The organism is Pseudomonas sp. B40(2017), from assembly GCF_002112855.1.
In the GTDB taxonomy this organism is placed as follows: domain Bacteria; phylum Pseudomonadota; class Gammaproteobacteria; order Pseudomonadales; family Pseudomonadaceae; genus Aquipseudomonas; species Aquipseudomonas pharyngis.
The window spans coordinates 581046-604545 of sequence record NZ_NEIT01000002.1; the positions used below are offsets into that span (position 1 = coordinate 581046).

General features: G+C 61.5%; 15 protein-coding genes. 7 read left to right on the forward strand and 8 right to left on the reverse strand.

What is annotated here, in order from left to right:
• Positions 1–60 precede the first annotated feature (60 nt).
• Positions 61–4653: a dermonecrotic toxin domain-containing protein gene (locus tag CAF76_RS06310; RefSeq protein WP_085647103.1), complete on the forward strand. Its 4593-nt coding sequence runs from the start codon at positions 61–63 to the stop codon at positions 4651–4653.
• Between the two features lie 15 nt (positions 4654–4668).
• Here the strand turns inward: CAF76_RS06310 and CAF76_RS06315 are convergent, their stop codons facing one another.
• The gene (locus tag CAF76_RS06315; RefSeq protein ID WP_085647104.1) at positions 4669–6222 is read right to left on the reverse strand and encodes a PLP-dependent aminotransferase family protein; all 1554 of its coding nucleotides are present in this window, start codon (positions 6220–6222) and stop codon (positions 4669–4671) included.
• A gap of 92 nt (positions 6223–6314) precedes the next feature.
• Here CAF76_RS06315 and CAF76_RS06320 point away from each other — a divergent pair, with 92 nt between their 5' ends.
• Genes CAF76_RS06320 through CAF76_RS06330 form a run of 3 tightly spaced genes read left to right on the forward strand, consistent with a single transcriptional unit; the run spans position 6315 to position 8079 of the window.
• Positions 6315–6938, forward strand: a complete 624-nt coding sequence (locus CAF76_RS06320) for an FMN-binding negative transcriptional regulator (protein WP_085647105.1) — start codon at positions 6315–6317, stop codon at positions 6936–6938.
• 10 nt (positions 6939–6948) lie between these two features.
• Positions 6949–7395, forward strand: coding sequence for a GNAT family N-acetyltransferase (locus tag CAF76_RS06325; protein WP_085647106.1), 447 nt, complete (start codon positions 6949–6951; stop codon positions 7393–7395).
• A gap of 12 nt (positions 7396–7407) precedes the next feature.
• Positions 7408–8079: a GNAT family N-acetyltransferase gene (locus CAF76_RS06330; RefSeq protein ID WP_085647107.1), complete on the forward strand. Its 672-nt coding sequence runs from the start codon at positions 7408–7410 to the stop codon at positions 8077–8079.
• A 30-nt stretch (positions 8080–8109) separates the two neighbouring features.
• Here the strand turns inward: CAF76_RS06330 and CAF76_RS06335 are convergent, their stop codons facing one another.
• A complete protein-coding gene (locus CAF76_RS06335) occupies positions 8110–8388 on the reverse strand; it encodes a helix-turn-helix domain-containing protein (protein ID WP_064600535.1) in 279 nt (92 codons plus the stop codon).
• Entirely contained in the window at positions 8385–9737 is a 1353-nt protein-coding gene (locus CAF76_RS06340; protein ID WP_085647108.1) for a HipA domain-containing protein, read from the reverse strand. Before CAF76_RS06340 ends, CAF76_RS06335 begins: the two co-directional genes overlap by 4 nt.
• A gap of 240 nt (positions 9738–9977) precedes the next feature.
• Between CAF76_RS06340 and CAF76_RS06345 the strand changes: the two genes are divergently transcribed.
• Together CAF76_RS06345 and CAF76_RS06350 are read left to right on the forward strand one after the other, a co-directional pair.
• Positions 9978–12935: an autotransporter domain-containing protein gene (locus CAF76_RS06345; protein WP_085647109.1), complete on the forward strand. Its 2958-nt coding sequence runs from the start codon at positions 9978–9980 to the stop codon at positions 12933–12935.
• A gap of 200 nt (positions 12936–13135) precedes the next feature.
• The gene (locus CAF76_RS06350) at positions 13136–14602 is read left to right on the forward strand and encodes an autotransporter outer membrane beta-barrel domain-containing protein (protein WP_085647110.1); all 1467 of its coding nucleotides are present in this window, start codon (positions 13136–13138) and stop codon (positions 14600–14602) included.
• Between the two features lie 105 nt (positions 14603–14707).
• On the opposite strand, the gene oadA is transcribed toward CAF76_RS06350, so the two are convergent.
• Both oadA and CAF76_RS06360 read right to left on the reverse strand, forming a co-directional pair.
• Entirely contained in the window at positions 14708–16516 is a 1809-nt protein-coding gene (gene oadA / locus CAF76_RS06355) for a sodium-extruding oxaloacetate decarboxylase subunit alpha (RefSeq protein WP_085647111.1), read from the reverse strand.
• A gap of 11 nt (positions 16517–16527) precedes the next feature.
• A complete protein-coding gene (locus tag CAF76_RS06360) occupies positions 16528–17943 on the reverse strand; it encodes an acetyl-CoA carboxylase biotin carboxylase subunit (RefSeq protein ID WP_007954255.1) in 1416 nt (471 codons plus the stop codon).
• Positions 17944–18133: 190 nt separating this feature from the next.
• Between CAF76_RS06360 and CAF76_RS06365 the strand changes: the two genes are divergently transcribed.
• Positions 18134–19096: a LysR family transcriptional regulator gene (locus CAF76_RS06365; RefSeq protein ID WP_039765068.1), complete on the forward strand. Its 963-nt coding sequence runs from the start codon at positions 18134–18136 to the stop codon at positions 19094–19096.
• Here the strand turns inward: CAF76_RS06365 and CAF76_RS06370 are convergent.
• From CAF76_RS06370 to CAF76_RS06380, 3 genes are all read right to left on the reverse strand, one after another.
• Positions 19038–19244, reverse strand: coding sequence for a PA3496 family putative envelope integrity protein (locus tag CAF76_RS06370; protein WP_007954251.1), 207 nt, complete (start codon positions 19242–19244; stop codon positions 19038–19040). The genes CAF76_RS06365 and CAF76_RS06370 overlap by 59 nt on opposite strands.
• 240 nt (positions 19245–19484) lie before the next feature.
• Positions 19485–20351, reverse strand: a complete 867-nt coding sequence (gene hexR, locus CAF76_RS06375; RefSeq protein WP_007954250.1) for a transcriptional regulator HexR — start codon at positions 20349–20351, stop codon at positions 19485–19487.
• Positions 20352–20500: 149 nt separating this feature from the next.
• Entirely contained in the window at positions 20501–23374 is a 2874-nt protein-coding gene (locus CAF76_RS06380; RefSeq protein ID WP_085647112.1) for a GGDEF domain-containing phosphodiesterase, read from the reverse strand.
• Positions 23375–23500 lie beyond the last annotated feature (126 nt).

Here is a 23500-nt window from a genome sequence, read left to right on the forward strand (position 1 = left end):
GATAACGTGCGTCGCATCAGGGCCGCCAGCCGCGCTGCCCTTTCACACGGGATCTGAACCATGACTGAAACCGCCGCCGGCACCACGCCTGCCTCTTCCCCGTTTTTGCTCGAACAGAGCCGGCTGATCGATCTGATCAGCCAGGGCCCGACGCTGAATCAGGTGGCCTCGACGCTACTGCAACAGGCGCTGGGAAAGCACTATGCACACCTGCAGATCGACCCCGATCACACCATGCTCGCCACTCCGGTTTGGCGCGACGATGAACAAGGGTTCGCGATCGAGTCTTTCCGGTTCGAATCCCTGACCCACGCGCTCATCCGACAGAGTGTCGAGAAAACCCGAGCGAACCTGATCGAAGGCGAACATTTCCTGACGGTCACGCCGGACGCCCAACCGGCCACTCACCTGGCCGTCGACATGGATGAGCTGACATCGCTGCTCAACGAGCACGCCGCATTCTTTTTCATCGCCTTCGCACAGCAACAACTCGACTACTGGAATGGAACCGGCGCACATTGCCCCCGCTGGCAGGAGCTGTCCGACACACTGAAAACCGCCGTGGACGTGCAATCCGCTGTTGGCTGGGATGCCGACGCCTGCGCCTTGGGGCGGTGGGTGGCCAACCATCCGGAAAAGCCCATGCGTCAATCGACACTAAACGGATTCAGCCAGATCCGCGCTTGCCTGCTGGATATCGACCTGGTCGAGGGCTCGAACACCACTCACTTGACCATCGCAGGCGCGATCGTGCTGACCGCGACCGTCAAACAGCGCGAACGGTTTTTGATGTACACCATCGGCGCCGGCCACGAATCGTTTTCGTCCCTTGCCGAACTGGGAGAGTCACTGCCCGGACGCCTCGACCTGGACCTGAGCGGGCGCAGCCTCGAGTGGCGACTGGTGGAGCCGCAGGAAAACATTTTCGACAGTTGTACGTGGGCATTGGTGAACATTCAGCTGGACGACATCAAGGCCCTTGATCCCGCCAACCGCCCCGTCGTTCCGACTGCCCTTTCCTCGCCATCGCACAACAGGCATTTAAGCGGCAGGGACCATGCCCGGCTCAGCCAGTTGAACCGGGCCATTCCCAAGTGGCTTTACACAGGATCGATCCGTGATTTTCAGGCTTACACACGCTACATCGCCGAACTCGGCAGGCTTCATAAGGAGGAACCGAGTGATAACGTCGGACAGCCTCTGCTTTCGATCAAGTCCTACGCCCAACAACAGATGCGCGAGGCGATTGTCGCCGACAAGGCTGCCGAAGACGCCGCCTCGCTGCCGCTCGACGATCTGCAGATAACCGTCGCTCACAGCTTCGAGGTTGCCGGCCTGACCCTGCCCAACCCTCTGGAGCAGGAACATCAGACCCTCGGTGAGTTCGCCCTTGAAAACACCACGCCGTATCTCGCCAGCGTCGCGTTCACCAATGGCCATGGCGTGCCGGCATGGTTGACCGTCGACTACCTGACGCAGATGGCAGAGCAGGTCGATATTGGAGGCCATTATCCGGCACTGATAAAAAAGGCACTGATCGACGACCCGCAACAGGCCGCCCGCCACAGGGCCCGCTACCGGCGCCAGCTGCCGACCCTGCTGCCGCTGTTGGCCCTGGAGTGCAAGCTCCGGCATCGAGGCGATGTCGACGAGCGCGGTTACACGTATATCTGTCAACTGATGGCATCCATCAGCGCGGGACAGTCCGACACCGAGCCCGGCGTGTACATCCGCCCTTTGGCCTTCAGGCCTCGATACCGCATAAGCAACGTGGCCGACACGGTGGCCAACACGTTCATCATCGGGCCGCGCGAGCCGGAGCTGGGCCCCTGTGTGCTTTACCGGCCATTGTCGGACACCCCGCTGCGGCAGTTCGCTTCCCCGCAAAACCTGCTCTACGCGATTTATCAGCCTGGAGAGTTGCGAGACTCGGTGCTGGCCTGGCTGGCCAGCCCGTCGCTGAGTTTCGAATACGCCCAGTTCGTTTTTTCCAGTGGCATTCCGTCACCCTGGATCATTCCCCGGATGGCGTTCGAGCCCTTCATCCACTTCGACTTGATCGGCCCGATCGGACTGGACGATACGCCGCTGACCGGCGATATCCTCGACGCCCTTCACACTGCCAACAGCCAGGCGCTGGCCGAACTGGCCGACCGCCAGTCAGTCTCCAACAGCGAACGTCGGCGAGCCTTGCTGGCGAACAGCGGCTGGGCGGTGTTCAGTATCGCGTCCAATTTCATGGTTGGCGCAGCAGGCACCGCCGTGTGGGTCTGGCAAACCATCGAACAGATCCAGCAGGCAATCGATGCCCGGGAACAGGGAGACACACTGGTGGAGTGGCGCTCCGTCGGAGACATCCTGCTGACCCTCGGCATCATCCTGACGCAGCACATCGCCACGCTGCGCAGTCGTACGCCCCTGGCGCTGTTCGAGACCTCGGCTGAACAGACACTGGAAGAGATACCCGCCGTTTCCGGTGCTTTCCCGCCAACGCCGCCGACCATCCGTTTCAACGCAAACGCCATGACCGACGTGATTGCCCCGAACCATCTGTCGAGCGTCGAGCCAGGCACTCTGGTACGCCCGTCGACCAGCGCCGGATTCACGGCCATGCTGGAGCGTTTCCAAATACCCGATCCGGATCTGGACGGACATTCGATTTCCCCGGTCAGCCACCTCTACACCCTCGGCGATCGGTTATGCGCACGCGTGGGAGCGCGCTGGTTTCAAGTGACGGCGCCCGACAATGAACCGGTCTGCATCGTAGACCCGGCCGACCCTTCGCATACCGGCCTGGCCATCAAATTCGATGACACGCTGGGTGAGTGGCACTGGGACCCGAAACTGCGACTGCGCGGAGGCAGCCCGACCGGGCGAATCGAGGCGCTGCGGCGCGCCAAGGCGCAAAACAAGGAAAAAGCCTGGACGGCCCTTCATCAGTTCATGGCGCAGGAAGTGACCCGCAAAAACGCAGTGAGCAGCGCCCTGCTCGAGTTGCCACGGGACGGTTCCTCGAGTGAATTCGAACCCAGGGCCCAACGCTACCTGGCGTTGGCCGAGGCGCTGGGTGACGAATACACCCAGGCGCTCGGACACCTGGAAACCTGGCGTCAGAGCGGAGGCGGTGGCGTGTTCTATCAGTCCCAACTGATGCGCCTGACCGCAGAACAACACCGATGCCTGGGCGGTGCACTGCGCCTGCAGATGCGTGTCTATGCACAAATGACCGAAAAATTCGCCAACAGTGCAAGCACAGATATCTCCCTGTCACGGGACGAACAGATCGATATCACCACCCGAGCCACGGCACTGAGCGACCAGATGATCGCCCGACGGCAGGTTCTGCGTCAGTCGCTGGACACCCTGGGACAACTGGCGGGGATTTCGAGCAAAGTGGGGCACGATCTGGAACGGCTGCTTCCGGCGTTCACCGATCTGGACCTCAAGGCCAACGAAATCAGCATGGCTTACGAATGGTGCGTGCGCGAACAGCCCGGCCCGGCCATGGAAGATGCCCGAGAAGCCATCAACCTCATCACCGGCAACGCTTCGACTGCCAGCCATGACCTGATCGAGCTGACCAGGGCTGAACCGATCGCTGGCGCGCAGCACCAACGAATCGAGCAATTGGCCCGCTTGAACGACCGCTTCGCCAGCCTCGCGCAAGAAATCGAGCAGTTGCCCGCCGCCCACCCGGGACTGTTCGTGCAGGCGCGACTGGATCGCATCCATGAGCTGATCGGTGAATTCCATGCGCTGGCCGGCGCGCGCCTGGTCGCAGAACTACCGGAGCGCACCGAGCAGCCGGTCGTGTCCGTTTCGCAGCCGGGACCGTCGACGTCGAGACCCAGGGTGAAGGTCAGCAAGAGCCGCCCTCGTCAGGGCGCCAGCGAATCGTCACGCGAGAGCGAAGAGTCCGGTGCCATTAGGGAAATCCCCTTTATCAAACTGTCGCGTTCGCGGCTCCCCAAAAAATCCGATGCCGTCGATGTCATCGCGCGGGCATTGGAACTGAATCTGAAAATCAACGAGTTCAACCGTACAACCCGGGAAGATGCCAAACGTCCCGGCCGCATTCCAGCGGACATTCGTGACATGTTCGAACAGCAATCGGTCAGGCTCACGCAAACGGCCAGCGACGTCGACGCTGCGCTCGCAGCCCAGCAAAGGGCTGGGCGCCCCCCTCTGCCGGTGGCCTCTCTCAGTCAGGAACTACGCAACGGAGCGCAACGCACCCGGACCGAAGGCATCAGCACCTATGCCGCGATGCTCAAGCAACGCAAACCCCGGGAGGCGTACTTTCACTGGCTGTATGACAACGGGCTGGTGGAGGTGGTCAAGGATGAACGCGGACGCATCCGCACCCGGCAACGCGGGGATTATTTTCAGGAATACCGGATCCTCGACAAAGCCCGCAATAATGAACCGCTCTGGGTGGCGCATTTCCATTACGACGCCCTGAAGGACCCCGACGCGAAATACACCACCGCCCACCTCAAACCCGCCGAGCCCTACTTGCAAACGCTCGACGCGGCGACGCGGCAATCCTTGAGCACGTTCGATGCGGTCGAGAATGCGCTGCGTAAAATTGTCGATCCGGTGGTTCGGGACCTGTTCCTGAAGCCGCAGCCCCGCGACCCGGTCGACGATTGACGTCACGTCGCAGGCTCACACCCGCCAGGCCCGGCGCAAACGGCCCAGCGCCGAATCGATCGCCGGCTCCGGGACGGCGGCGAAACCCAGCACCAGACCGGCTCGCCGATCGAGCGGGGTCAGCGAGTCGGGCAGCCAGTAGTTACTCAATCCGCTGATCTCAACCTCTACGCTGCGCGCCAGTTCGATCAGCTGGCGCTCGCGCTCGACGCTCTCCACCGGCACCGTCAAATGCAGGCCGGCGGAGACCGCGGGCAGCGGGCCGACACCCTCGACCTCCTGCGGCCAGCCACTCATCAAGGTGTCGCGCCGGCTCAGGGCGGCTCGGCGCATCCTGCGGATATGCCGCTGAAAATGGCCGGCGGCCATGAACTCGGCCATCACCGCCTGAGTGCTGACTTCGGAATGCCGTACGTCTACCGCGCGACGTTGCGAGAAAGCCTCGACCAGGCCCGGCGGCAACACCAGATATCCCAGGCGCAAGGCCGGAAACGCCACTTTGCCGAAAGTCCCCACATACAACACCCGTCCTTGCCGGTCGAGTGCAGCCAGAGGAGCCAGTGGCGCACCGGTGTAGCGGTACTCACCATCGTAATCATCCTCGACGATCCATCCCTGAGTGCGCTCGGCCCAGGCCAGCAGTTCGAGACGACGGGCCAGGCTCATCACCACCCCGGTCGGGTATTGATGAGACGGCGTGACATACGCCACCCGGCAGTCTTCGGCGGCGGCCAGGGCCGCGCAGTCGATACCCTCTTCGTCCACGGCAATGCCATGCAATCGGCCACCGGCCAGCGCGAACGCATGACCCGCTGCGCGATAGCCGGGATTCTCGATGCCCACCCCGGCGCCCGGCTCCACCAGCAACTGTGCACAAAGGCTGATTCCCTGTTGTGCGCCACTGGTGATCACAATTTGTTCAGCCGAGCACTGCATACCCCGCGAACTGCGCAAATAAGCGGCAATCAGACCGCGCAGGCGCGCATCGCCTGCCGGATCGCCATAACACAGCTGCTGCAAATCGGGTTTGCGCCAGAACGCCGCGTTCAGCTTGGCCCAGACGTCGAACGGGAACAGATCGAAGGCCGGAACACCGACCCGGAATGCTCGCGGCGGACCGCTCGGTGGCGTCGGTAAATGGTTCTGCTCAAGCCGCTGCAATGCACCGCTGTGGATAACTTTGCTGGATAAATCACCAGTGGAATCTAACGAAATTGTGGATAAGGCTGTGGGTAAGCCTGTTGAAAACCCTGTGGATACTTTTGTGGATAGTTTTTTCGCGGGCGCCAGCGATTGCGGTAATTGCGCCACGTAAGTGCCGTCCCCGACCCGCCCTTCGATAAAGCCTTCGGCATACAACTGATCGTAGGCACGCACCACGCTGTTGCGGGAAATCGCCAGTGCTGCCGCCAGATCACGGCTCGCCGGCAACCGCGTGCCGCTGGCCAGGCGCCCGTCGAGTACCCGCAGGCGCAAGGCCTGGTAGAGCTGACGGCTCAGGCCTTTGCGGCGGTCGAGTTCGATACCGGCAGGGTTGAACGGCAGCGACAGTGTGGTCGGATCGGGCATGACAATGGACCTATGAAATTGGTCATCAATGGCTCTTACAACAGACCAATAGCCTGCCTACGATGCAGGCATTCGCCAAGGAAGTTTTCTCCATGTACACACCCCGCGCCTTTGCCATCGACGACCTGTCCCAACTGCACGAACTGATCCTCGCCACCCGCCTCGCCATATTGGTCACCCACGGCGAGCAAGGCTTGCAGGCCAGTCATGTGCCGGTGCTGCTGCATCGTGAACAAGGTTCGAACGGTACGCTGTACGGGCATCTGGCCAAGGCCAATCCGCAGTGGAAAGACCTGCGCGACGGCGCCGAGGCCCTGCTGATCTTCCCCGGTGCCGATGCCTACGTCAGCCCGGGCTTTTACCCGAGCAAGGCCGAGCACGGCAAAGTCGTGCCGACCTGGAACTACGTTGCCGTGCACGCCTACGGTCACGCCGAAACCTTCAGCGATGGCGGTCGGCTGCTGGATATCGTCAGCACCCTCACCAATCGCCATGAGGCCGGCCGCGCCCAGCCCTGGTCGGTTGACGATGCCCCGGCCGATTACATCGACGGCATGCTCAAGGCCATCGTCGGGTTCGCCATTCCGATCGGTCGCCTCGAAGGCAAGCGCAAGCTCAGCCAGAACCGCAGCGCCGAAGACATCGCCGGCGTGCGCGAAGGCCTGGCTGCCAGCCCCGACATCAACGATCAAACCCTCGCTCACTTGATGCGTTAAGGAAATCACCATGAGTCAGATCGACATCCGTCCGGTCAGCGCCGCCGATCACGCCGCCTGGCTGCCGCTGTGGCAGACCTACCTGCGCTTCTACAACACGGAATTGCCGGACGCCGTCAGCCAAAGCACCTGGCAGCGCTTTCTCGACCCGAACGAACCGACCCACGCCGCCCTCGCCTGGGCTGACGGCAAAGCGGTGGGCATGGTGCATTTCATCTACCATCGTTCGAACTGGAGCATCGAAAACTCCTGCTACCTGCAAGACCTGCTGGTGGAGCCGCAAACCCGTGGCACCGGCGTCGGTCGCCTGTTGATCGAACACGTCTACGCCACGGCCAAGGCCGACGGTTGCTGCAAGGTGCACTGGCTGACCCACGAAACCAATGCCACGGCGATCCAGCTCTACGAGCGCATCGCCGAACGCCCGGGTTTCATCCAGTTTCGCAAAGCCATTTAAGGAGCCACGTGCATGACCATTTCTCCCGCTGACTGGAAAGGCGTGCCGCCGCCCACCACCACCCTGATTGAAGGCCGCTTCATCCGCCTGGAAAAACTCGATCCGGCACGCCACGGCGACGACCTGTTCAACGCCCTGGAAGGCCCGGGCGCCGACCCGAAGCTCTGGGATTACTTGCCCTACGGCCCGTTTCCGGAACGCAGTGCCTTCAATGACTGGCTGAACAACCACGCCGCCCACAGCGACCCGTATTTCTTCAGCGTCATCGACCGCGCCAGCGGCAAGGTGCAAGGCATCCTCAGCCTGATGTCGATCGTCCCGGCTCAGGGCCGCATCGAAATCGGCCACGTCACCTTCGGCGCCCCGATGCAGCGCTCGCCGAAAAGCACCGAGGCGGTCTACCTGCTGGCCAGGGAATCCTTCGCCCTCGGCTACCGCCGCCTGGAATGGAAATGCAACAACGGCAACGCCCGCTCCAAATACGCGGCCGAGCGCCTGGGCTTCAGCTTCGAAGGCGTGTTCCGCCAACACATGGTGGTCAAGGGCCAGAACCGCGATACCGCGTGGTACTCGATTCTGGATTCGGAATGGCCGGCGATTGCGGCCGGGTTCGAACGTTGGTTGAGCGATGAGAATCAGACGGCGGATGGGCAGGTGAAGGGGTTGGTCGAGTGCCGCGCTTGAAACTCGATCGACACTAAGCGGGTTGCGGGTTCAGCTGTTGTTTCGCCGAACCCGTACCACGCCCATTTTCAGTCCAAACGGGCGGAACACGGCATTCAGCGATTTCAGTGTCTGATTACCCTCGCCGTGTTCGATGTGCACCAGCGTGCGTACCGAAATCTTGCACATCTTCGCGAACTGGGTCTGATGCAGCCCGGTCACCTCCACGCGCAAACGGCGAACGGCTTCACCGATTTCTACGGTTCCTTCAGCCAGCGCTTCTTGAATGCTTTCGATGAGCAAGGTGCGCTCGGCGACGGTCATGCTCATTTCAGATCCCATTCTTTCAATCGTTGCTCCAGGTTTTTCAGGTGGACGCCCGGATGATTCATTGTCCGGTCAGGCAAACCGCTGGCGCTCAAAATGTCCGGCAACTCGGCTAGGCACTGCGCGTCTTCACGCAGGCGCTCGAAAGATTCCGGCGCGTCGGACAACCCTGCCAATGGGTCATCCGGATCGGAAATATCCGCCAATGCGCGACAAACCCCTCGCCAATCGACATCTCCCGCCCTCTCCAGCTCTTTTGGCCATTTGGTGGTGCGGGTCACACCTTCGTCATCCATGACCATGGGGGCCAGATCATAAATGGGGGCCAAACGATACGAGCCCTCGTCACGAATGATTGCGGTATTGCGACCGTGGTTGTCCGAGTTGCCAAGAATCTTGTTGATCAGGTCCCGGCGTAAATAGTCCGCCACCAGCGCCGGAATCTGATCCGCTTGCCCCGCATTGCGCCAGAGCTCGGCGAGCATGCGAATGACATCCATATGGTTCATCGCGCTTCCCGGCGTCGTCACTTCGGCCAGCGAATAAATCGACTCCACGGCAAAACGCTCTACCCCACGGCTCGTCACCTGGCGATCAAAACGCTGCACCCACAAGCTGGGTTTGTTCGCTTCCTCTAACGCCAGACCTTCTGCCGCGACGGTTTCGATGCCCAGTGCCTGAAGCGCCTGGTAGTAGTGGAATTCGCTGCGCAGGATGTCTTGATCGGTTTGACCTCCCTTATTCCGGGCGAACTTCACAAACCAGTGCTGATTGACGTTTTCATCATCCAGCACGGCATCGGGATACAAAAGACCGGCGTGATCCTCTGCCAGAAGAATCTTGGGAGCCTCACCTCCGGCCCCTGTCGCCCCACCAATCGCAGCTCCCATTTCATAGGCATATTCAAGGAAGCGGTGGTCACGGCTGACGACCTCCTGACGCTGAAAACCGATGGGCTTGCGCTCATCGACAGCCTCGGCCGATTCTTTTATCCGCATGTTGCCGATCGGAGCTGGAGTGCAGCGACCAAGCAGATAAAGATCGGCACTGATGCCTGCAGGTTTCTCCTGCCCCAGACGTGCAAGAAGAAACCTTTTAGCGGCGCCTGCCGGCGCGATGTCATGCACGAATGCAGGGGTGATGGATCGCCGGCCTTCCCAATCAAGGGGGAACAGCGCACTCACGGCCTTGGAAAAAGGGGAGCCGATGACCTCGATGTTCTCGACCAGATACGCCGACTCGTAGCCAAAGCTGCAGCGGCTTTCGAAGCCTTTTTCGGGCGAGTCGAAACTCAACACCATCGCGTCGTGCCATTTGCCGGCGTTGAATATCTGCAATGTCAGATTGTGCATGCGGCTCTCATCTGCAATTAAATGCATTACTGCGGTCGTTTGGTGAACTTTAAATGCAATATAGTGCATTTCAGAAGATCGGGAGTCTCGTCAACATGCAGTAAAGTGCAGATGAAGGGTTAAAACCTCGAAATAAACGCAAAATAATGCAGATGCCGCTGAGTTCGCCATGGACATCATTTTGTAAAAACCCTCCGCTATACAGGACGCCCCGCTTATAACAAAAAGGACGTTCTGCCCATGCCCTTCCCGCCCCAGCGCCTGTCGTTTGCCATTGCCCTGCTGATCGCCACCAGCGCCGCCCACGGCAAGACCGTGCAGATCGACACCGCCACCACCGCGTCGCAAACATTGGGCGGTAAAGACACACTGACGATTTCGGCGCCGGGCAGCATCACCAACAGCGGCAAGGCTGTGAGCCTCAAGGACGGCACCAGCGGCGTCGGTGTAATCATCGATAACGCCGGCAAGATCATTTCCAGCGGTGGCCGGGCGATTGATAGCAGCGGCGATCTGACCCAGGCGCGCAACTACGCCATCCATAACCGCAGCGGCGGGCAGATTCTCGGTTCCAACGATGCGATTCGCATCGACAGCAACTTTGTCAGCGGCAGCCTGTTGATCGACAACAGTGGCACCATTCGCTCGACCACCGGCCAAGGCCTGGATCTGGATGCGTTGCGCAGCGACGGGGTAAAAACCACGATCATCAACCGCGCGGGCGGGCTGATTCGTGGCGACGCCAGCGACGGCATGAAAACCGGCGCCAATGCGACCATCAGCAACTACGGCGAGATCTCCACCGGTGACTCGCACAATGCCGATCAGAAGTTCGACGGCATCGATATCGACACCGCGACCGGCGTCAGCGTGACCAACTACGGCGTGATTTCCGGCGGACGGCATGGCATTACCACTGACCTGGGAGCGACGCTGGTCAACTATGGGCAAATCACCGGGCGCAATGGCTCCGGTTTCGGCTCCGATGGCGACGGCACGGTGATCAACCACGGCACCATCACTGGCGCCTATTCCGGGCTGCAAGCCAATGGCGACGGCGACGGCGTGGACATCGACAACATCGCCCACATCGAAAACTACGGCACCATCCAGGGCGTCGGCGCCGGCGGTGTGGACAAGGGTGGTTTCGCCAATGGCAGTGAAGGCATTGCCCTGGGCGGCGGTTACATTCTCAACGCCAAGGATGCACTGATCAGCGGCGCCAACAGCGCCATTCTGGTAGATGACGGAAGCGGCGGTGCAGGGCTGGCGGCCACCACGCTGGAGAACTACGGCACCATCCAGGGTCTCGACGGTTTCGGCGTGAAATTCGTCGGAGAGTTCGCCGACAGCGTGATCAACGGCGGCACGATCAGCGGCAGCAACGGCCTGGCGCTGGACCTGGGTGGCGGCAATGACAGCCTGACCCTGCGCAGCGGCAGCCGCTTTGTCGGCGTGGTCGATGGCGGCAGCGGTTACGACCGGGTGGTGATGGACGACGCGGCGGGCGGCAGCTTCGGTGCCAGCCGCAACTTTGAATGGCTGGAAGTCAAACAAGGCGCCTGGACGCTCACCGGCAGCGGCGACTTCAGCGACGGCGGTGCCGTGCGCAACGGCGCCACTTTGGTCAACCAGGGTGGCATCGCCGGCAACCTGACCGTGGACGCCGGTGGTGTGTATGCGGGTGGTGGTTCGGTGGGCAACCTCAACGTCAATGGCACGTTGCGCACCGACACCCGCCTCGGCACCGCGACCATCGTGCACGACTTGAACATGGGCAGCGCATCTACCCTCGCCTACGGCGTCAACGCCGATGGCAGCAGCGCGCCAGTCCAGATCGGCGGCACGGCCAACCTCAACGGCGCGACGCTGGCGGTCAATCCCGGTAGCGGAACCTATCCGTGGCAGAGCCATTACACGGTGCTGCAGGCAGCGCGGGTCAACGGCACGTTCGGCGCGGTCACCAGCGACTACGCGTTCCTCACGCCGACCCTCGCCTACACACCAACGCAGGTCGACCTGACCTATACCCGCAATGACGTGGCCTTCAATGAATTCGCCGCCACCGGCAACGGCAGCAACGCCGCCAACAGCCTGGCCTCGATCGGCAAGAACAACGCGCTGTACAACGCCTTGCTCAACACCACTCAAAGCAGTGCAGGCGCGGCCATCGAGCAACTGGCCGGCGCCAGCAACGCCAACCTGACCAGCGCCACCCTTGGCGCCAGCAGCCAGGTTGGCAGCAGTATGCTCTCGGCCATGCAGCAAATGGGTGGCAGTCCCGGCTTGATGGTCGGTCTTGATCAGCGTGATACGCCGATCCTCGCGGCTAACGGCGTTCCGTCCGAAGCGCGAAACCTTAATGACCCGAATGCCCGGGGCCGGCTCTGGCTGCAGGCCATCGGCGGCTACGGCAAGCTGGATGGCGAACACGGCAGCAGCGGTCTGGAACAGCGCACCAAGGGCAGCGTGCTCGGCGCCGACTGGGCGCTGAATCCACAATGGCGACTGGGCGTGCTCGGCGGCTATTCGAAGACCGACCTTGACGCCACCGGCGTCGACGGCAATGTCGAGAGCTGGCACGCCGGCGTTTACGCGCTGCATCAAAACGGCCCGCTGGCCCTGCGCCTCGGAGCGGCGTACAGCGGCCATCAGGGCGAAAGCAAGCGCACCATCGCATTCAATGGTTTCAGCGATCGTCCCAAAGGCGATTACGACGCCGACAGCCAGCAAGCCTTCGCCGAACTCGGCTATGCCATGGGCACTGGCCGGCTCAGCGCCGAACCGTTCGCCAGCCTCGGCTACCAGCGCTATCACCGCGACCGCTATCAGGAAAAGGGCGGCGCGGCGGCCTTGCAGGTCGACAGCCAGACTCAGGACAACTTCAGCAGCACCTTCGGCGTGCGCCTGGCGCACCTCGGCTCGCTGGACAATGGCATGAGCCTGACCCCGCGCATGGCCGCTGGCTGGAAGCACACCTACGGCGATGTCAGCAGTTCGACCCGTCAGGCCTTCGTCGTGGGTGGCACGGCGTTCAACGTCGATGGCAGTTCACTGGATCGTGACAGTCTGGTGCTGGAAGCAGGGCTGGATCTGGGCATTTCCGCGCGACATACGCTGGGGCTGGGATACAGCGGCGAGATTGGCAGCAACAGTCGCAATCACGGGTTGATCGGGCAGTGGCAGATGAGTTTTTGAGATTTCGCCAATCCGGATTTCAGCGGGTGTTGTAGGTAAAAGCGTCTGGACGATTGGGTAATCATGGCGGGTTCACCTCCCGCCGGCGACCGGGCTACAAAAGCAGACGCTATCACCTGCATGTGGCTCGGAATTGCCCGGCATCGGAGGACCGGCGTCGACTTTTACAGTTTGGCCTCATTTCACCTGAGGCGAACGGAATGCCCATTCAATGCAAATACAAGCTCCAACATCTTGTCCTGGCGGTTGCGCTGGCAGTCGGTTGCGTGGAATTTTCTCTGGCGGAGCAGTCGGAGCCCGACGTGCCTGTCATGGACGAAGTGAAACCCAAGCCTGCGCGCAAGAAGAAAGAAAAACCTGCTCCGCTTGATCTCGCTAAAGAAACCGCGCGTGAGGAAAAGGCCGCTCCGACACCGGAAACAAGCCCCGTCAGCACCGAGATTCCCGTGGTAGCCGCTCATCCAGCCGACGACATTCCATCCAAAAAAGTTGCCACGACAGAGAGCGGCAAGGCGCTCGAAGAAAGCCTGGAAAAACCAGCGCCCTTACCGGAACCGGTCCTGGCCGAAACGCCCGCAGCTCAACAAGCTCCAGTGGCTGACCAGCCACCGTCAACGGACTCCCCTTCACCACCGGGCAACTCAGCCATTGCGGCCGTGCTCGCCGCCGACGAAACCACGGCCGCCCTCGCCTACTATCAACTGGCGGGCGGCAGCAATGCCAACCTCGCCAATGCAACCCTGAGCAGTGTCACGCCGGTCAGCGCCAGCCTGCTGTCAGCCATGCACCAACTCGACAATGCCCACGACTCACCGGGCAACTCACCACGCCATGCGGCCGGCAACGCAGACACCGGTAGGGTCTGGCTGCAAGCCCTTGGCCACAGCGGGAAACTCGATCGCGAATTTGAACCGATGCAACACTCCACCAAAGGACTGCTGCTCGGCGCGGACTGGCGCCTCGATGAAACATGGCACCTGGGCTTGATGGGCGGCACCTCCGACACGCGCATCGACAGCAAAGAACTGGACGGCGATCTCGACAGTTGGCACATCGGTGCCTACGCCTTGCGCCAGACTGGCCCGCTGTCACTTCGGTTAGGCGTAGCCTGGAGCCGTCATGAAGGCAATACCCGTCGCGAAGTCGCGTTCGGCCGTTTCCATGACCGGCTAAAAGGCAACTACCAGGCCAGCACCCAGCAAGCGTTCATCGAATCGGGATACAACCTGGGTCGGGCCAACGTCAGCATCGAGCCATTTGCCGGCCTTGGCTACCAGCGTTACCACCGCGATGGCTACACCGAAAAAGGCGGGGATGCGGCGCTCAAGGTTCACGCTCAATCCCAAGGCAACTTCAACACCACCGTCGGCCTGCGCATGGCGAAAGTCAGCACGCTGGATAACGGCATGCGCCTCACGCCACGACTCAGCGCGGGATGGAAACACGTTTACGGCGAGACCTATACCAGCACCCGCCAACGCCTGGCCACGGAAACTGAAGACTTCACTGTTTACGGCGCCAAACTGGATCGCGACAGCTTGAAACTCGACACAGGGCTGGATCTTGCGGTCTCGAACAGTCACACATTGGGTGTCGCACTGTCCGGAGAAATCGGTACCGACAGCCGTAGCCATGGCATCTCAGGCCAATGGCGAATGGCGTTCTGAGTACAGACGGGATTGCTGCCGCACGTTGCGGCAGCAGCTGAAAAGCAAAAAAAAGGGGAGCACATGCCCCCCCGAGGTTTAAAGCGTTGTATCGAGGCCGTTATCTCAGCCTTCGATCTCGATCAGGATTTCGCCCGGGTTCACCCGGTCGCCTTTGGCAACATGGATGGCAGTGACCTTACCGGCAATCGCAGCCTGGACTTCGGTCTCCATCTTCATCGCTTCGGTTATCAGCACAGCCTGGCCCGCCTTGACGGTGTCGCCTTCCTTGACCAGCACATCGACGATGTTGCCCGGCATGGTGGTGCTGATGTGGCCCGGGGCCGAAGCCTGCTTGCGCTTGCTGCTGCCGCCGCCGACGAATTCGTTGAGCGGCTCGAACACCACTTCTTCCGGCATGCCGTCGATGGACAGGTAGAAGTGACGCTTGCCCTCAGCCTTGACGCCGACACCGGTGATGTCCACACGGTAGGTTTCGCCGTGGACGTCGATGACGAACTCGGTCGGTACGCCTTCGCCACCAGCCGAAGCCACCTTGCCCGCTTCCGGGATCGGCAGCAGCACTTCCGGAGTGAGGGTGCCGGCGGCACGCTCTTCGAGGAACTTGCGACCGATGTCCGGGAACATGGCGAAGGTCAGCACGTCTTCTTCAGATTTGGCCAGTGCGCCGATATCGGCACGCAGTTTGGTCATTTCCGGCTTGAGCAGATCGGCCGGACGTACGTCGATCACCTCTTCGCTGCCAATGGCCTGGCGACGCAGCTTCTCGTTCACGGTGCCCGGCGCCTTGCCGTAGCCGCCTTGCAGGTAGAGCTTCACCTCGTTGGTAATGGTCTTGTAGCGCTCGCCGGCCAGCACGTTGAAGAACGCCTGGGTGCCGACGATCTGCGAAGTCGGGGTCACCAGCGGCGGGAAACCGAGGTCTTCGCGCACACGCGGGATCTCCGCCAGCACTTCGCCCATGCGGTTCAGAGCGCCCTGCTCTTTCAGCTGGTTGGCCAGGTTGGAAATCATCCCGCCTGGCACCTGGTTGACTTGAACACGGGTGTCGACGGCGGTGAATTCGCTTTCGAACTGGTGGTACTTCTTGCGCACGGCGTAGAAGTACAGGCCGATTTCCTGCAACAGCTCCAGGTTCAGACCGGTATCGAACTCGGTACCTTTGAGTGCAGCGACCATGGATTCGGTGCCTGGGTGACTGGTGCCCGAAGCGAAGCTGGAGATGGCGGTGTCGATGTGGTCGGCACCGTTTTCAATGGCCTTGAGCTGGCACATGGCTGCCAGGCCGGCGGTGTCGTGGGAGTGGATGAACACTGGCAGCGACTGCTCGGCTTTCAGTGCACGCACCAGCTCACCGGTGGCGTATGGGGTCAACAGACCGGCCATGTCCTTGATCGCCACCGAGTCGCAACCCATGGCTTCCATTTGCTTGGCCTGGGCGACGAACGCGTCGATGGTGTGCACCGGGCTGGTGGTGTAGGCGATGGTGCCTTGGGCGTGTTTGCCGGCAGCCTTCACCGCTTCGATCGCCACGCGCAGGTTACGCACGTCGTTCATTGCGTCGAAGATGCGGAACACGTCGATGCCGTTGACCGCGGCCTTGGCGACGAACGCTTTGACCACATCATCGCTGTAATGGCGATAGCCCAGCAGGTTCTGGCCGCGCAGGAGCATTTGCAGGCGGGTGTTGGGCAACGCAGCGCGCAGTTGGCGCAGACGCTCCCACGGGTCTTCTTTCAGGAAACGCACGCAGGCGTCGAAGGTCGCGCCGCCCCAGCATTCCAGCGACCAGTAGCCGACTTTGTCGAGCTTGTCGCAGATCGGCAGCATGTCTTCGGTGCGCATACGGGTGGCGAGCAGCGATTGGTGAGCGTCGCGCAGGATGGTATCGGTGACAAAGATCTTCTTGCTCATTCTTGTATTCCTCACAGGCCTGCGTGGGCGGCGATGGCGGCGGCGATGGCCAGGGCCAGCTCTTCGGGTTTGCGCTTGATCGAGTAGTTGGTCAGTTCCGGGTGGCTTTCGACGAAGCTGGTATTGAACTGGCCGCTACGGAATTCCGGGTTGCGCAGGATTTCCTGGTAGTACGCGGCGGTGGTCTTCACGCCTTGCAGACGCATGTCGTCGAGGGCGCGCAGACCACGGTCCATGGCCTCTTCCCAGGTCAGCGCCCAGACCACCAGTTTCAGGCACATCGAGTCGTAGAACGGCGGGATGGTGTAGCCGGTGTAGATCGCCGTGTCGGTACGCACGCCCGGGCCACCGGGGGCGTAGTAGCGTGTGATCTTGCCGAAGCTCGGCAGGAAGTTGTTTTTCGGGTCTTCGGCGTTGATCCGGAATTGCAGGGCAAAACCGCGATGCTGAATGTCTTCCTGCTTCACCGACAGCGGCAGGCCGGAGGCGATGCGAATCTGTTCGCGGACGATGTCGATCCCGGTGATTTCTTCGGTGATGGTGTGTTCCACCTGCACCCGGGTGTTCATCTCCATGAAGTACACCTCGCCCTCGGCGAGCAGGAACTCCACGGTGCCGGCGTTCTCGTAGCCCACGGCCTTAGCTGCACGCACCGACAGGTCGCCGATGTAGGCGCGTTGTTCCGGGGTCAGTTGCGGGCTCGGGGCGATTTCGATCAGCTTCTGGTTGCGACGCTGGATCGAGCAGTCACGCTCGAACAGATGCACGACGTTGCCGAAGCTGTCGCCGAGGATCTGCGCTTCGATGTGTTTCGGATTGACGATGCATTTTTCCAGGAACACTTCCGCCGAACCGAAAGCCTTGGTGGCTTCGGAAATGACCCGGGGGAAATTCTGTTCGAGTTCTTCGCGACTGTTGCAGCGACGGATACCGCGACCGCCACCACCGGAAGTTGCCTTGAGCATCACCGGGTAACCGATGCGGTCGCCCTCGCTCAACGCTTCCTCGATGCCCGAGACGTTGCCTTCGGTGCCCGGCGTGACCGGTACGCCGGCCTTGATCATGCTGCGGCGTGCTTCGGTCTTGTCGCCCATGCGGCGGATGACTTCCGCCGACGGGCCGATGAATTTGATCCCGCGTTCGGCGCAGATGTCTGCCAGCTCGGCGTTTTCCGAGAGGAAACCGTAGCCGGGGTGCAGCGCATCGCAGCCGGTTTCCACGGCCAGGTTCACCAGCTTGCGCGGGTTCAGGTAACCGGCCAGCGGCTCGGCACCAATGCTGTGGGCCTCGTCCGCACGCTTCACATGCAAGGCATGCCGGTCGGCGTCGGAATAGATCGCGACCGAACGGATGCCCATCTCGGCGCAGGCACGCACGATTCGTACGGCAATCTCACCACGGTTGGCGATCAGGATCTTTGTTATCACTTGGAGGTTCCCTTGAGCCGGTGGCACCACGACCTGCTAGACCCAGGTCGGCACGTGACCAAATGTTTCAATCTGGTCTCGGCCCCACACTAGCGCTGACAAGGGATTAACAAAAATGAATAAAAATTGGGTCAGGCATAAGTAAAGACTTATAGTCAGTGCATCAGCCAATGGCCAGAGTCGGTAGAAAATGCGTAAGTCCCTGATGCGTATGACATTGCGTCAATTGCAGATCTTCAACGAAGTGTGTGATTTACGTTCTTACAGCCGCGCAGCCGAGGAAATGTCGCTCACACAACCGGCCGTAAGCCTACAGATTCGTCAGCTCGAAGAGCTGATCGGCCAGCCATTATTCGATTACGTCGGCAAAAAACTCTACATGACCGAGGCCGCCGAAGCACTGCAGCGCGCCAGCCGGGACATCTTCGGCCGCCTGGAAAACCTCGACATGCAGCTGTCGGACATGCAGGGTTCGCTGCAGGGCCAGTTGAAACTGGCGGTGGAATCCAGCGCCAAATACTTCGTGCCGCACCTGTTCGCGGCGTTCAAGCGCCAGCATCCGGAAGTGAACCTGCAACTGACGGTGGTCAACCGTGGCCAGGTGATTCGTCGACTCTCCGACAACCGCGACGATCTGGTGATCATGTCGATGGTGCCGCAGGACATGGGCCTGGAATTCCTGCCGTTCCTCAACAACCCGATCGTTGCCGTGGCGCGTCCCGATCATCCGCTGGCGCACATGGGCCCGCTGCGCTTGCAGGACCTCGAGCCATACACCCTGCTGATCCGCGAACCCGGTTCGGGTACGCGGCTGGCCTGCGAGGAGTATTTCAAAGAGAAGCGCGTGCACTTCACCCAGACCCAGGAAGTGGCGTCGGCCGAAGCCCAGCGTGAATGCGTGGTGGCGGGTCTGGGCCTGGCGCTGTTGACGCGCCACGCCCTGAACCTGGAGCTGGCGACCGGCGGCCTGGTCGAGCTGCCGGTCGAAGAGTTGCCGCTGTTTCGCAGCTGGTGCCTGGTGCAAGCCAAAGCCAAACGGCTGTCACCGGTGGCGCACGCCTTCCTGGCGTTTATCCGCAGCGAACGGGTGCAGATCAGCGCGCTGGTTGAGCGCTTCGACGGGAAGCTGCCGGCGCTGCCTGCCAGTGATTGATGTCCTCGGGAAAATCGCCGATTTCGGCCTGAAGCTGGCGGAGTTCGAAGCGATCTTCGATAGCGCGGCGAAATTCCATGCGGCGCTGGTCTTCCTGCTGACGACGGGTTTTCGCGGCGCTGTTGCGTTCTTCGTAAGGCTGAGCCATTTCGAGTCTCCCAAGGCGATTACGGGAGTTTCACGATAGGCGCAGGGGATGACCATTTGGCTGCGGTGGGATGACAGTGCGATGAAACTTGCAAATGGCGAGGGTGTTTTTAAGGCCGCCATCGCGAGCAGGCTCGCTCCCACATTTGATCTCGATATGACACAGAATTTGTGTACGTAAAAGATCCCCTGTGGGAGCGAGCCTGCTCGCGATCAAGGTCGGAACGACCTTGCGATGACTTCAGTCATCCAGCGCTTTCACCGATTTTGGCGACAGCCGCAAGCTGCGCAGACTGCGCTTGACGCTCTTGAGGTGGTTGACCAGGCTCGGCCCGCGCGCCATGGCCACGCCCATCGCCAGCACGTCGATCACCACCAGGTGAGCGATACGCGAAGTCAGCGGGGTGTAGATTTCGGTGTCTTCGTGAACGTCGATCGCCAGGTTGACGGTCGACAACTCGGCCAGCGGTGTCTGGCTCGGGCACAAGGTAATGAGCGACGCACCGCTCTCGCGAACGAGGTTGGCGGTGATCAGCAAATCTTTGGAACGGCCGGACTGGGAAATGCAGATCGCCACATCGGTCGGCTTCAGCGTCACCGCTGACATCGCCTGCATGTGCGGGTCGGAATACGCCGCTGCCGTCAGCAGCAGACGGAAGAACTTGTGCTGCGCATCCGCCGCCACCGCACCCGACGCACCAAAACCGTAGAACTCGACGCGCTGGGCCTGGGACATCAACGTCACCGCCCGTTGCAGCTCAAGAGGATCGAGCTTCTCGCGAACCTCCATCAGCGTGTGCAACGTGGTGTCGAAGATTTTCAGGCTGTAGTCGGCGACGGAATCGTCTTCATGGATCGCGAACTGACCAAAACTGGCGCCGGCCGCGAGACTCTGCGCGAGCTTGAGTTTCAGATCCTGGAAACCGGAGCAACCAATGGCACGGCAGAAGCGCACGATGGTCGGCTCGCTGATGCCGACGCTGTGGGCGAGGTCGGCCATGGAACTGTGCATCACTGCCGCAGGGTCAAGCAGCACGTGGTCGGCGACCTTGAGCTCCGACTTGCGTAACAGGTGACGTGACTGGGCGATGTGTTGCAGCAGATTCAAGGGGCTGGACTCTTGTTATGGAAAGATGTGCTTTGGCCAGATGCCAGGGATGTAGCAAGCTTGTAGTTATACTACATGAATCGGCTTTTTGCCTGCTCAATGCGTAACCGGATCCCCCCGGATCAGGCGACATGCGCTGCATGTAGCCCTTACAGCGGTTTTTCCTGTTCACGCAACAACGCGGCAAGGCCAACCGCCTCCACCGGACGGCTGATCAGATAGCCCTGCACCTCGTCGCAACCTTCAGCCTTCAGAAACGCCAGCTGCTCGGATCGCTCGACTCCTTCGGCGACAACTTTCAGTGACAACCCGTGAGCCATCGCAATGATCGCCCGGGTGATCGCCGCGTCTTCGCTGCCCTCGCCCAACCCGCGAATAAAGGCCTGATCGATCTTCACGTAATCCACCGGAATCCGCTTCAGATAGCTCAGCGATGAATAGCCGGTGCCGAAATCGTCGATGGCCAGTTTCACCCCCAGATCCCGCAACTGCTGGAACGTGGCGATGATGTGTTCGACGCTGTCGAGCAACTGGCTTTCGGTCAGTTCCAGTTCGAGGAAATGCGGCGCCAGACCCGTTTCCTCCAGCACCTGCCGTACCAGACTGACCAGTTTGCCCTGGCGCAGTTGATGAACCGACAGGTTCACCGAAACCCGAATCGGCGCCAGCCCCTGACGCTGCCATTCACACGCCTGCCAGCAGGCCTGACGCAGGACGAATTCGCCGATCGGGCCGATCAGCCCCGTCTCCTCCGCCAGACCGATGAAGTCCCCCGGCGGCACCCGCCCCATGGTCGGATGATCCCAGCGCACCAGCGCTTCCGCCGCGTTGAGACGGCCGGTCCCCAGGCACAGCTTCGGTTGATAGAAGACCTTGAGCTGCTTTTCCTCGATGGCTTTGCGCAGCTGGTTTTCCAGTTGCAGGCGCTCCAGCGTGCTGGCCTGCAGACTATCGGTGTAGAACTGGAAGTTGTTGCCGCCCAGGTGCTTGGCATGTTGCATGGCCATGTTCGACTGGCTGACCAGCGCGGAAATCTCCCGGGCGTTGTCCGGCAGCATGCTGATGCCCATCGAGGCGCTGACTACCAGCTCATGCCCCTCCACGGTCAACGGCAGGCGCAGCTTGCTCGACAATCGCGTGGCGACCCGCGCCAGGCTCGACAGGTTGCCGTAGGCGTCGAACAGTACCGCGAACTCATCGCCGGACAGCCGGGCGATGGTGTCGGCTTCCGGCAGAGCATTGACCAGACGCCGGGACATCTTTTGCAGCAACTGGTCGGCAATCTCGTGGCCAAGGCTGTCGTTGAGCAGCTTGAAGCGATCCAGATTGATGTGCAGCAACGCCAGGCTCCGGCGCCCGCCCTGTCGCACGCGCTGATGGGCTTCGTGCAGGCGTTCGCGGAACAGCGAGCGATTGGCCAGGCCAGTGAGCTCGTCGTAGTGGGTCAGGTAGCGCATGCGCTCTTCGGATTCGCGGCGCGCCGACAGATCGGCGAAGAAGCCGACGATATGACTGACATTTCCCCGACTGTCGCGCACGGCATTCAATTGCAGCCACTGCGGATACAGCTCGCCGTTCTTGCGGGTTTCCACCAGTTCGCCCTGCCAGCTGCCGTGCTGCTCCAGCGCGTGGCGGATCGCGACGTAATGACGGCGGGCGTCGCGACTGCACGGCAGTTCGACAACGTTGCGTCCGAGCATGTCGTTGATGTCATACCCGGTGACCCGGCTGAAAGCCTGATTGATGGCGATCAGCGAATAATTCGGGTCAAGAATAACGATGCCTTCGCTGGCGGCTTCGAACACCGTCGCCGCCAATTGCTGTTGGGCTTCCAGGCTTTTGCTGACGCTGATGTCGCGGCGGGTGCCGACCATGCGGATGACCCGGCCGTTCTCGTCACGCTCCACTGCGCGTCCACGGTCTTCGATCCAGACCCAGTGACCGTCGCCGTGGCGCACGCGGTATTCGATCTGATAATCCTCGGTGCGCCCCTTCAAGTGCTCGATCAGCGCGCGCTTGAGCGGCGGCACATCTTCCGGGTGCAGCCTTGGTCGCAGATGCCTGAGCAGCCCGGTGACGTATTGCGGGTCAAGGCCGAACAGTTCCTGAATCTGTGTGTGGTGAACCTCGTCGGTCTGCAGGTTCCAGTCCCACAGCCCCAGCTCACTGGCCTTCAACGCCAGGGCCAGGCGCGCCTCGCTTTTGCTCAGCGCCTGGTTGGCGACGTCCAGCTCTCGGCTGCGCTGGGCGACCCGATCCTCCAGCTCGACCTGCGCCTCGCGCAGCTTGCCCTCGGCGCAACGCCGCTGCTCGATTTCCTTCGCCAGCTCCTGATTGAGCTGTTCGCTGCGGGTTTGTGTCTGTTGCAGGTGCTCGATCAGATGCTGGTTCTGGAAGCGCCGCAGCAAACCGCGATCGATCAACCGGTTGACCTGCCACGCCACCACGCTCAGCGAGCCGAGCAGAATCAGCCCGAGCCAGCCCCAGCCGCGCGCCAGTTCGTCACCGCCCCAGAACAGGTAGCCGATGGCCGGCAGCAGGCACGGCAAGGTAAAGGAAAGAAACGCCGGAATGCTCACGGCGTAGGCCACGCTGGCCGACAGGGTCGCGGCGCCGATCAGGCCGAACACCCAGGCCTGCTGCATGAAGTTGTCGGCCGGGACCAGGGCGATGCCGGCGCCGGCCAGGGTCAGGCCGGTCATGGTCGAGCCGAGCAGGAACATGCGCCCCCAGATCGGCTGGGCCTGGCGATCGGGAATCGCCGAGTCGAACGCGGCGACCTGAATCACCCGCAACGCCACCAGCGACAACAGCCACACCAGCCAGACGCTGACCACGAAGTAACGCTGCGGGCTCCAGAGCAGAGCGGCGCAGACCAGACCGTTGATCAACATGAACAGGGTGGGCAGCAGCGAACCCTGATAAAGAAGGCGCGTGCGCTCGACCGCCATCTGGGTGGCGTAAAGCTTGCGGATCACCCGAGGCTCCACGGAGGGGCCCGACAGGTCGAAGCTGAGGGTCATAGGCAGCGTTCTTGTTCTTATAAGTGTGAGCATGCGCCCGGAAACGTGGACGGAGCATACACAAGCCGAACCACTTGCCAAACTGCTCCAGATCATAATTTCACCGAAACTTTTCAGCCTCCCGAC

What these genes read in the sequence shown, in the direction of transcription:
- CAF76_RS06370 (WP_007954251.1), bottom strand. Translation starts at nt 19,244, where the DNA reads ATGGCTCAGCCTTACGAAGAACGCAACAGCGCCGCGAAAACCCGTCGT.
- CAF76_RS06315 (WP_085647104.1), bottom strand. Translation starts at nt 6,222, where the DNA reads ATGCCCGATCCGACCACACTGTCGCTGCCGTTCAACCCTGCCGGTATC.
- CAF76_RS06365 (WP_039765068.1), top strand. Translation starts at nt 18,134, where the DNA reads ATGCGTAAGTCCCTGATGCGTATGACATTGCGTCAATTGCAGATCTTC.
- oadA (WP_085647111.1), bottom strand. Translation starts at nt 16,516, where the DNA reads ATGAGCAAGAAGATCTTTGTCACCGATACCATCCTGCGCGACGCTCAC.
- CAF76_RS06330 (WP_085647107.1), top strand. Translation starts at nt 7,408, where the DNA reads ATGACCATTTCTCCCGCTGACTGGAAAGGCGTGCCGCCGCCCACCACC.
- CAF76_RS06345 (WP_085647109.1), top strand. Translation starts at nt 9,978, where the DNA reads ATGCCCTTCCCGCCCCAGCGCCTGTCGTTTGCCATTGCCCTGCTGATC.
- CAF76_RS06325 (WP_085647106.1), top strand. Translation starts at nt 6,949, where the DNA reads ATGAGTCAGATCGACATCCGTCCGGTCAGCGCCGCCGATCACGCCGCC.
- CAF76_RS06320 (WP_085647105.1), top strand. Translation starts at nt 6,315, where the DNA reads ATGTACACACCCCGCGCCTTTGCCATCGACGACCTGTCCCAACTGCAC.
- CAF76_RS06335 (WP_064600535.1), bottom strand. Translation starts at nt 8,388, where the DNA reads ATGAGCATGACCGTCGCCGAGCGCACCTTGCTCATCGAAAGCATTCAA.
- CAF76_RS06310 (WP_085647103.1), top strand. Translation starts at nt 61, where the DNA reads ATGACTGAAACCGCCGCCGGCACCACGCCTGCCTCTTCCCCGTTTTTG.
- CAF76_RS06350 (WP_085647110.1), top strand. Translation starts at nt 13,136, where the DNA reads ATGCCCATTCAATGCAAATACAAGCTCCAACATCTTGTCCTGGCGGTT.
- CAF76_RS06340 (WP_085647108.1), bottom strand. Translation starts at nt 9,737, where the DNA reads ATGCACAATCTGACATTGCAGATATTCAACGCCGGCAAATGGCACGAC.
- CAF76_RS06380 (WP_085647112.1), bottom strand. Translation starts at nt 23,374, where the DNA reads ATGACCCTCAGCTTCGACCTGTCGGGCCCCTCCGTGGAGCCTCGGGTG.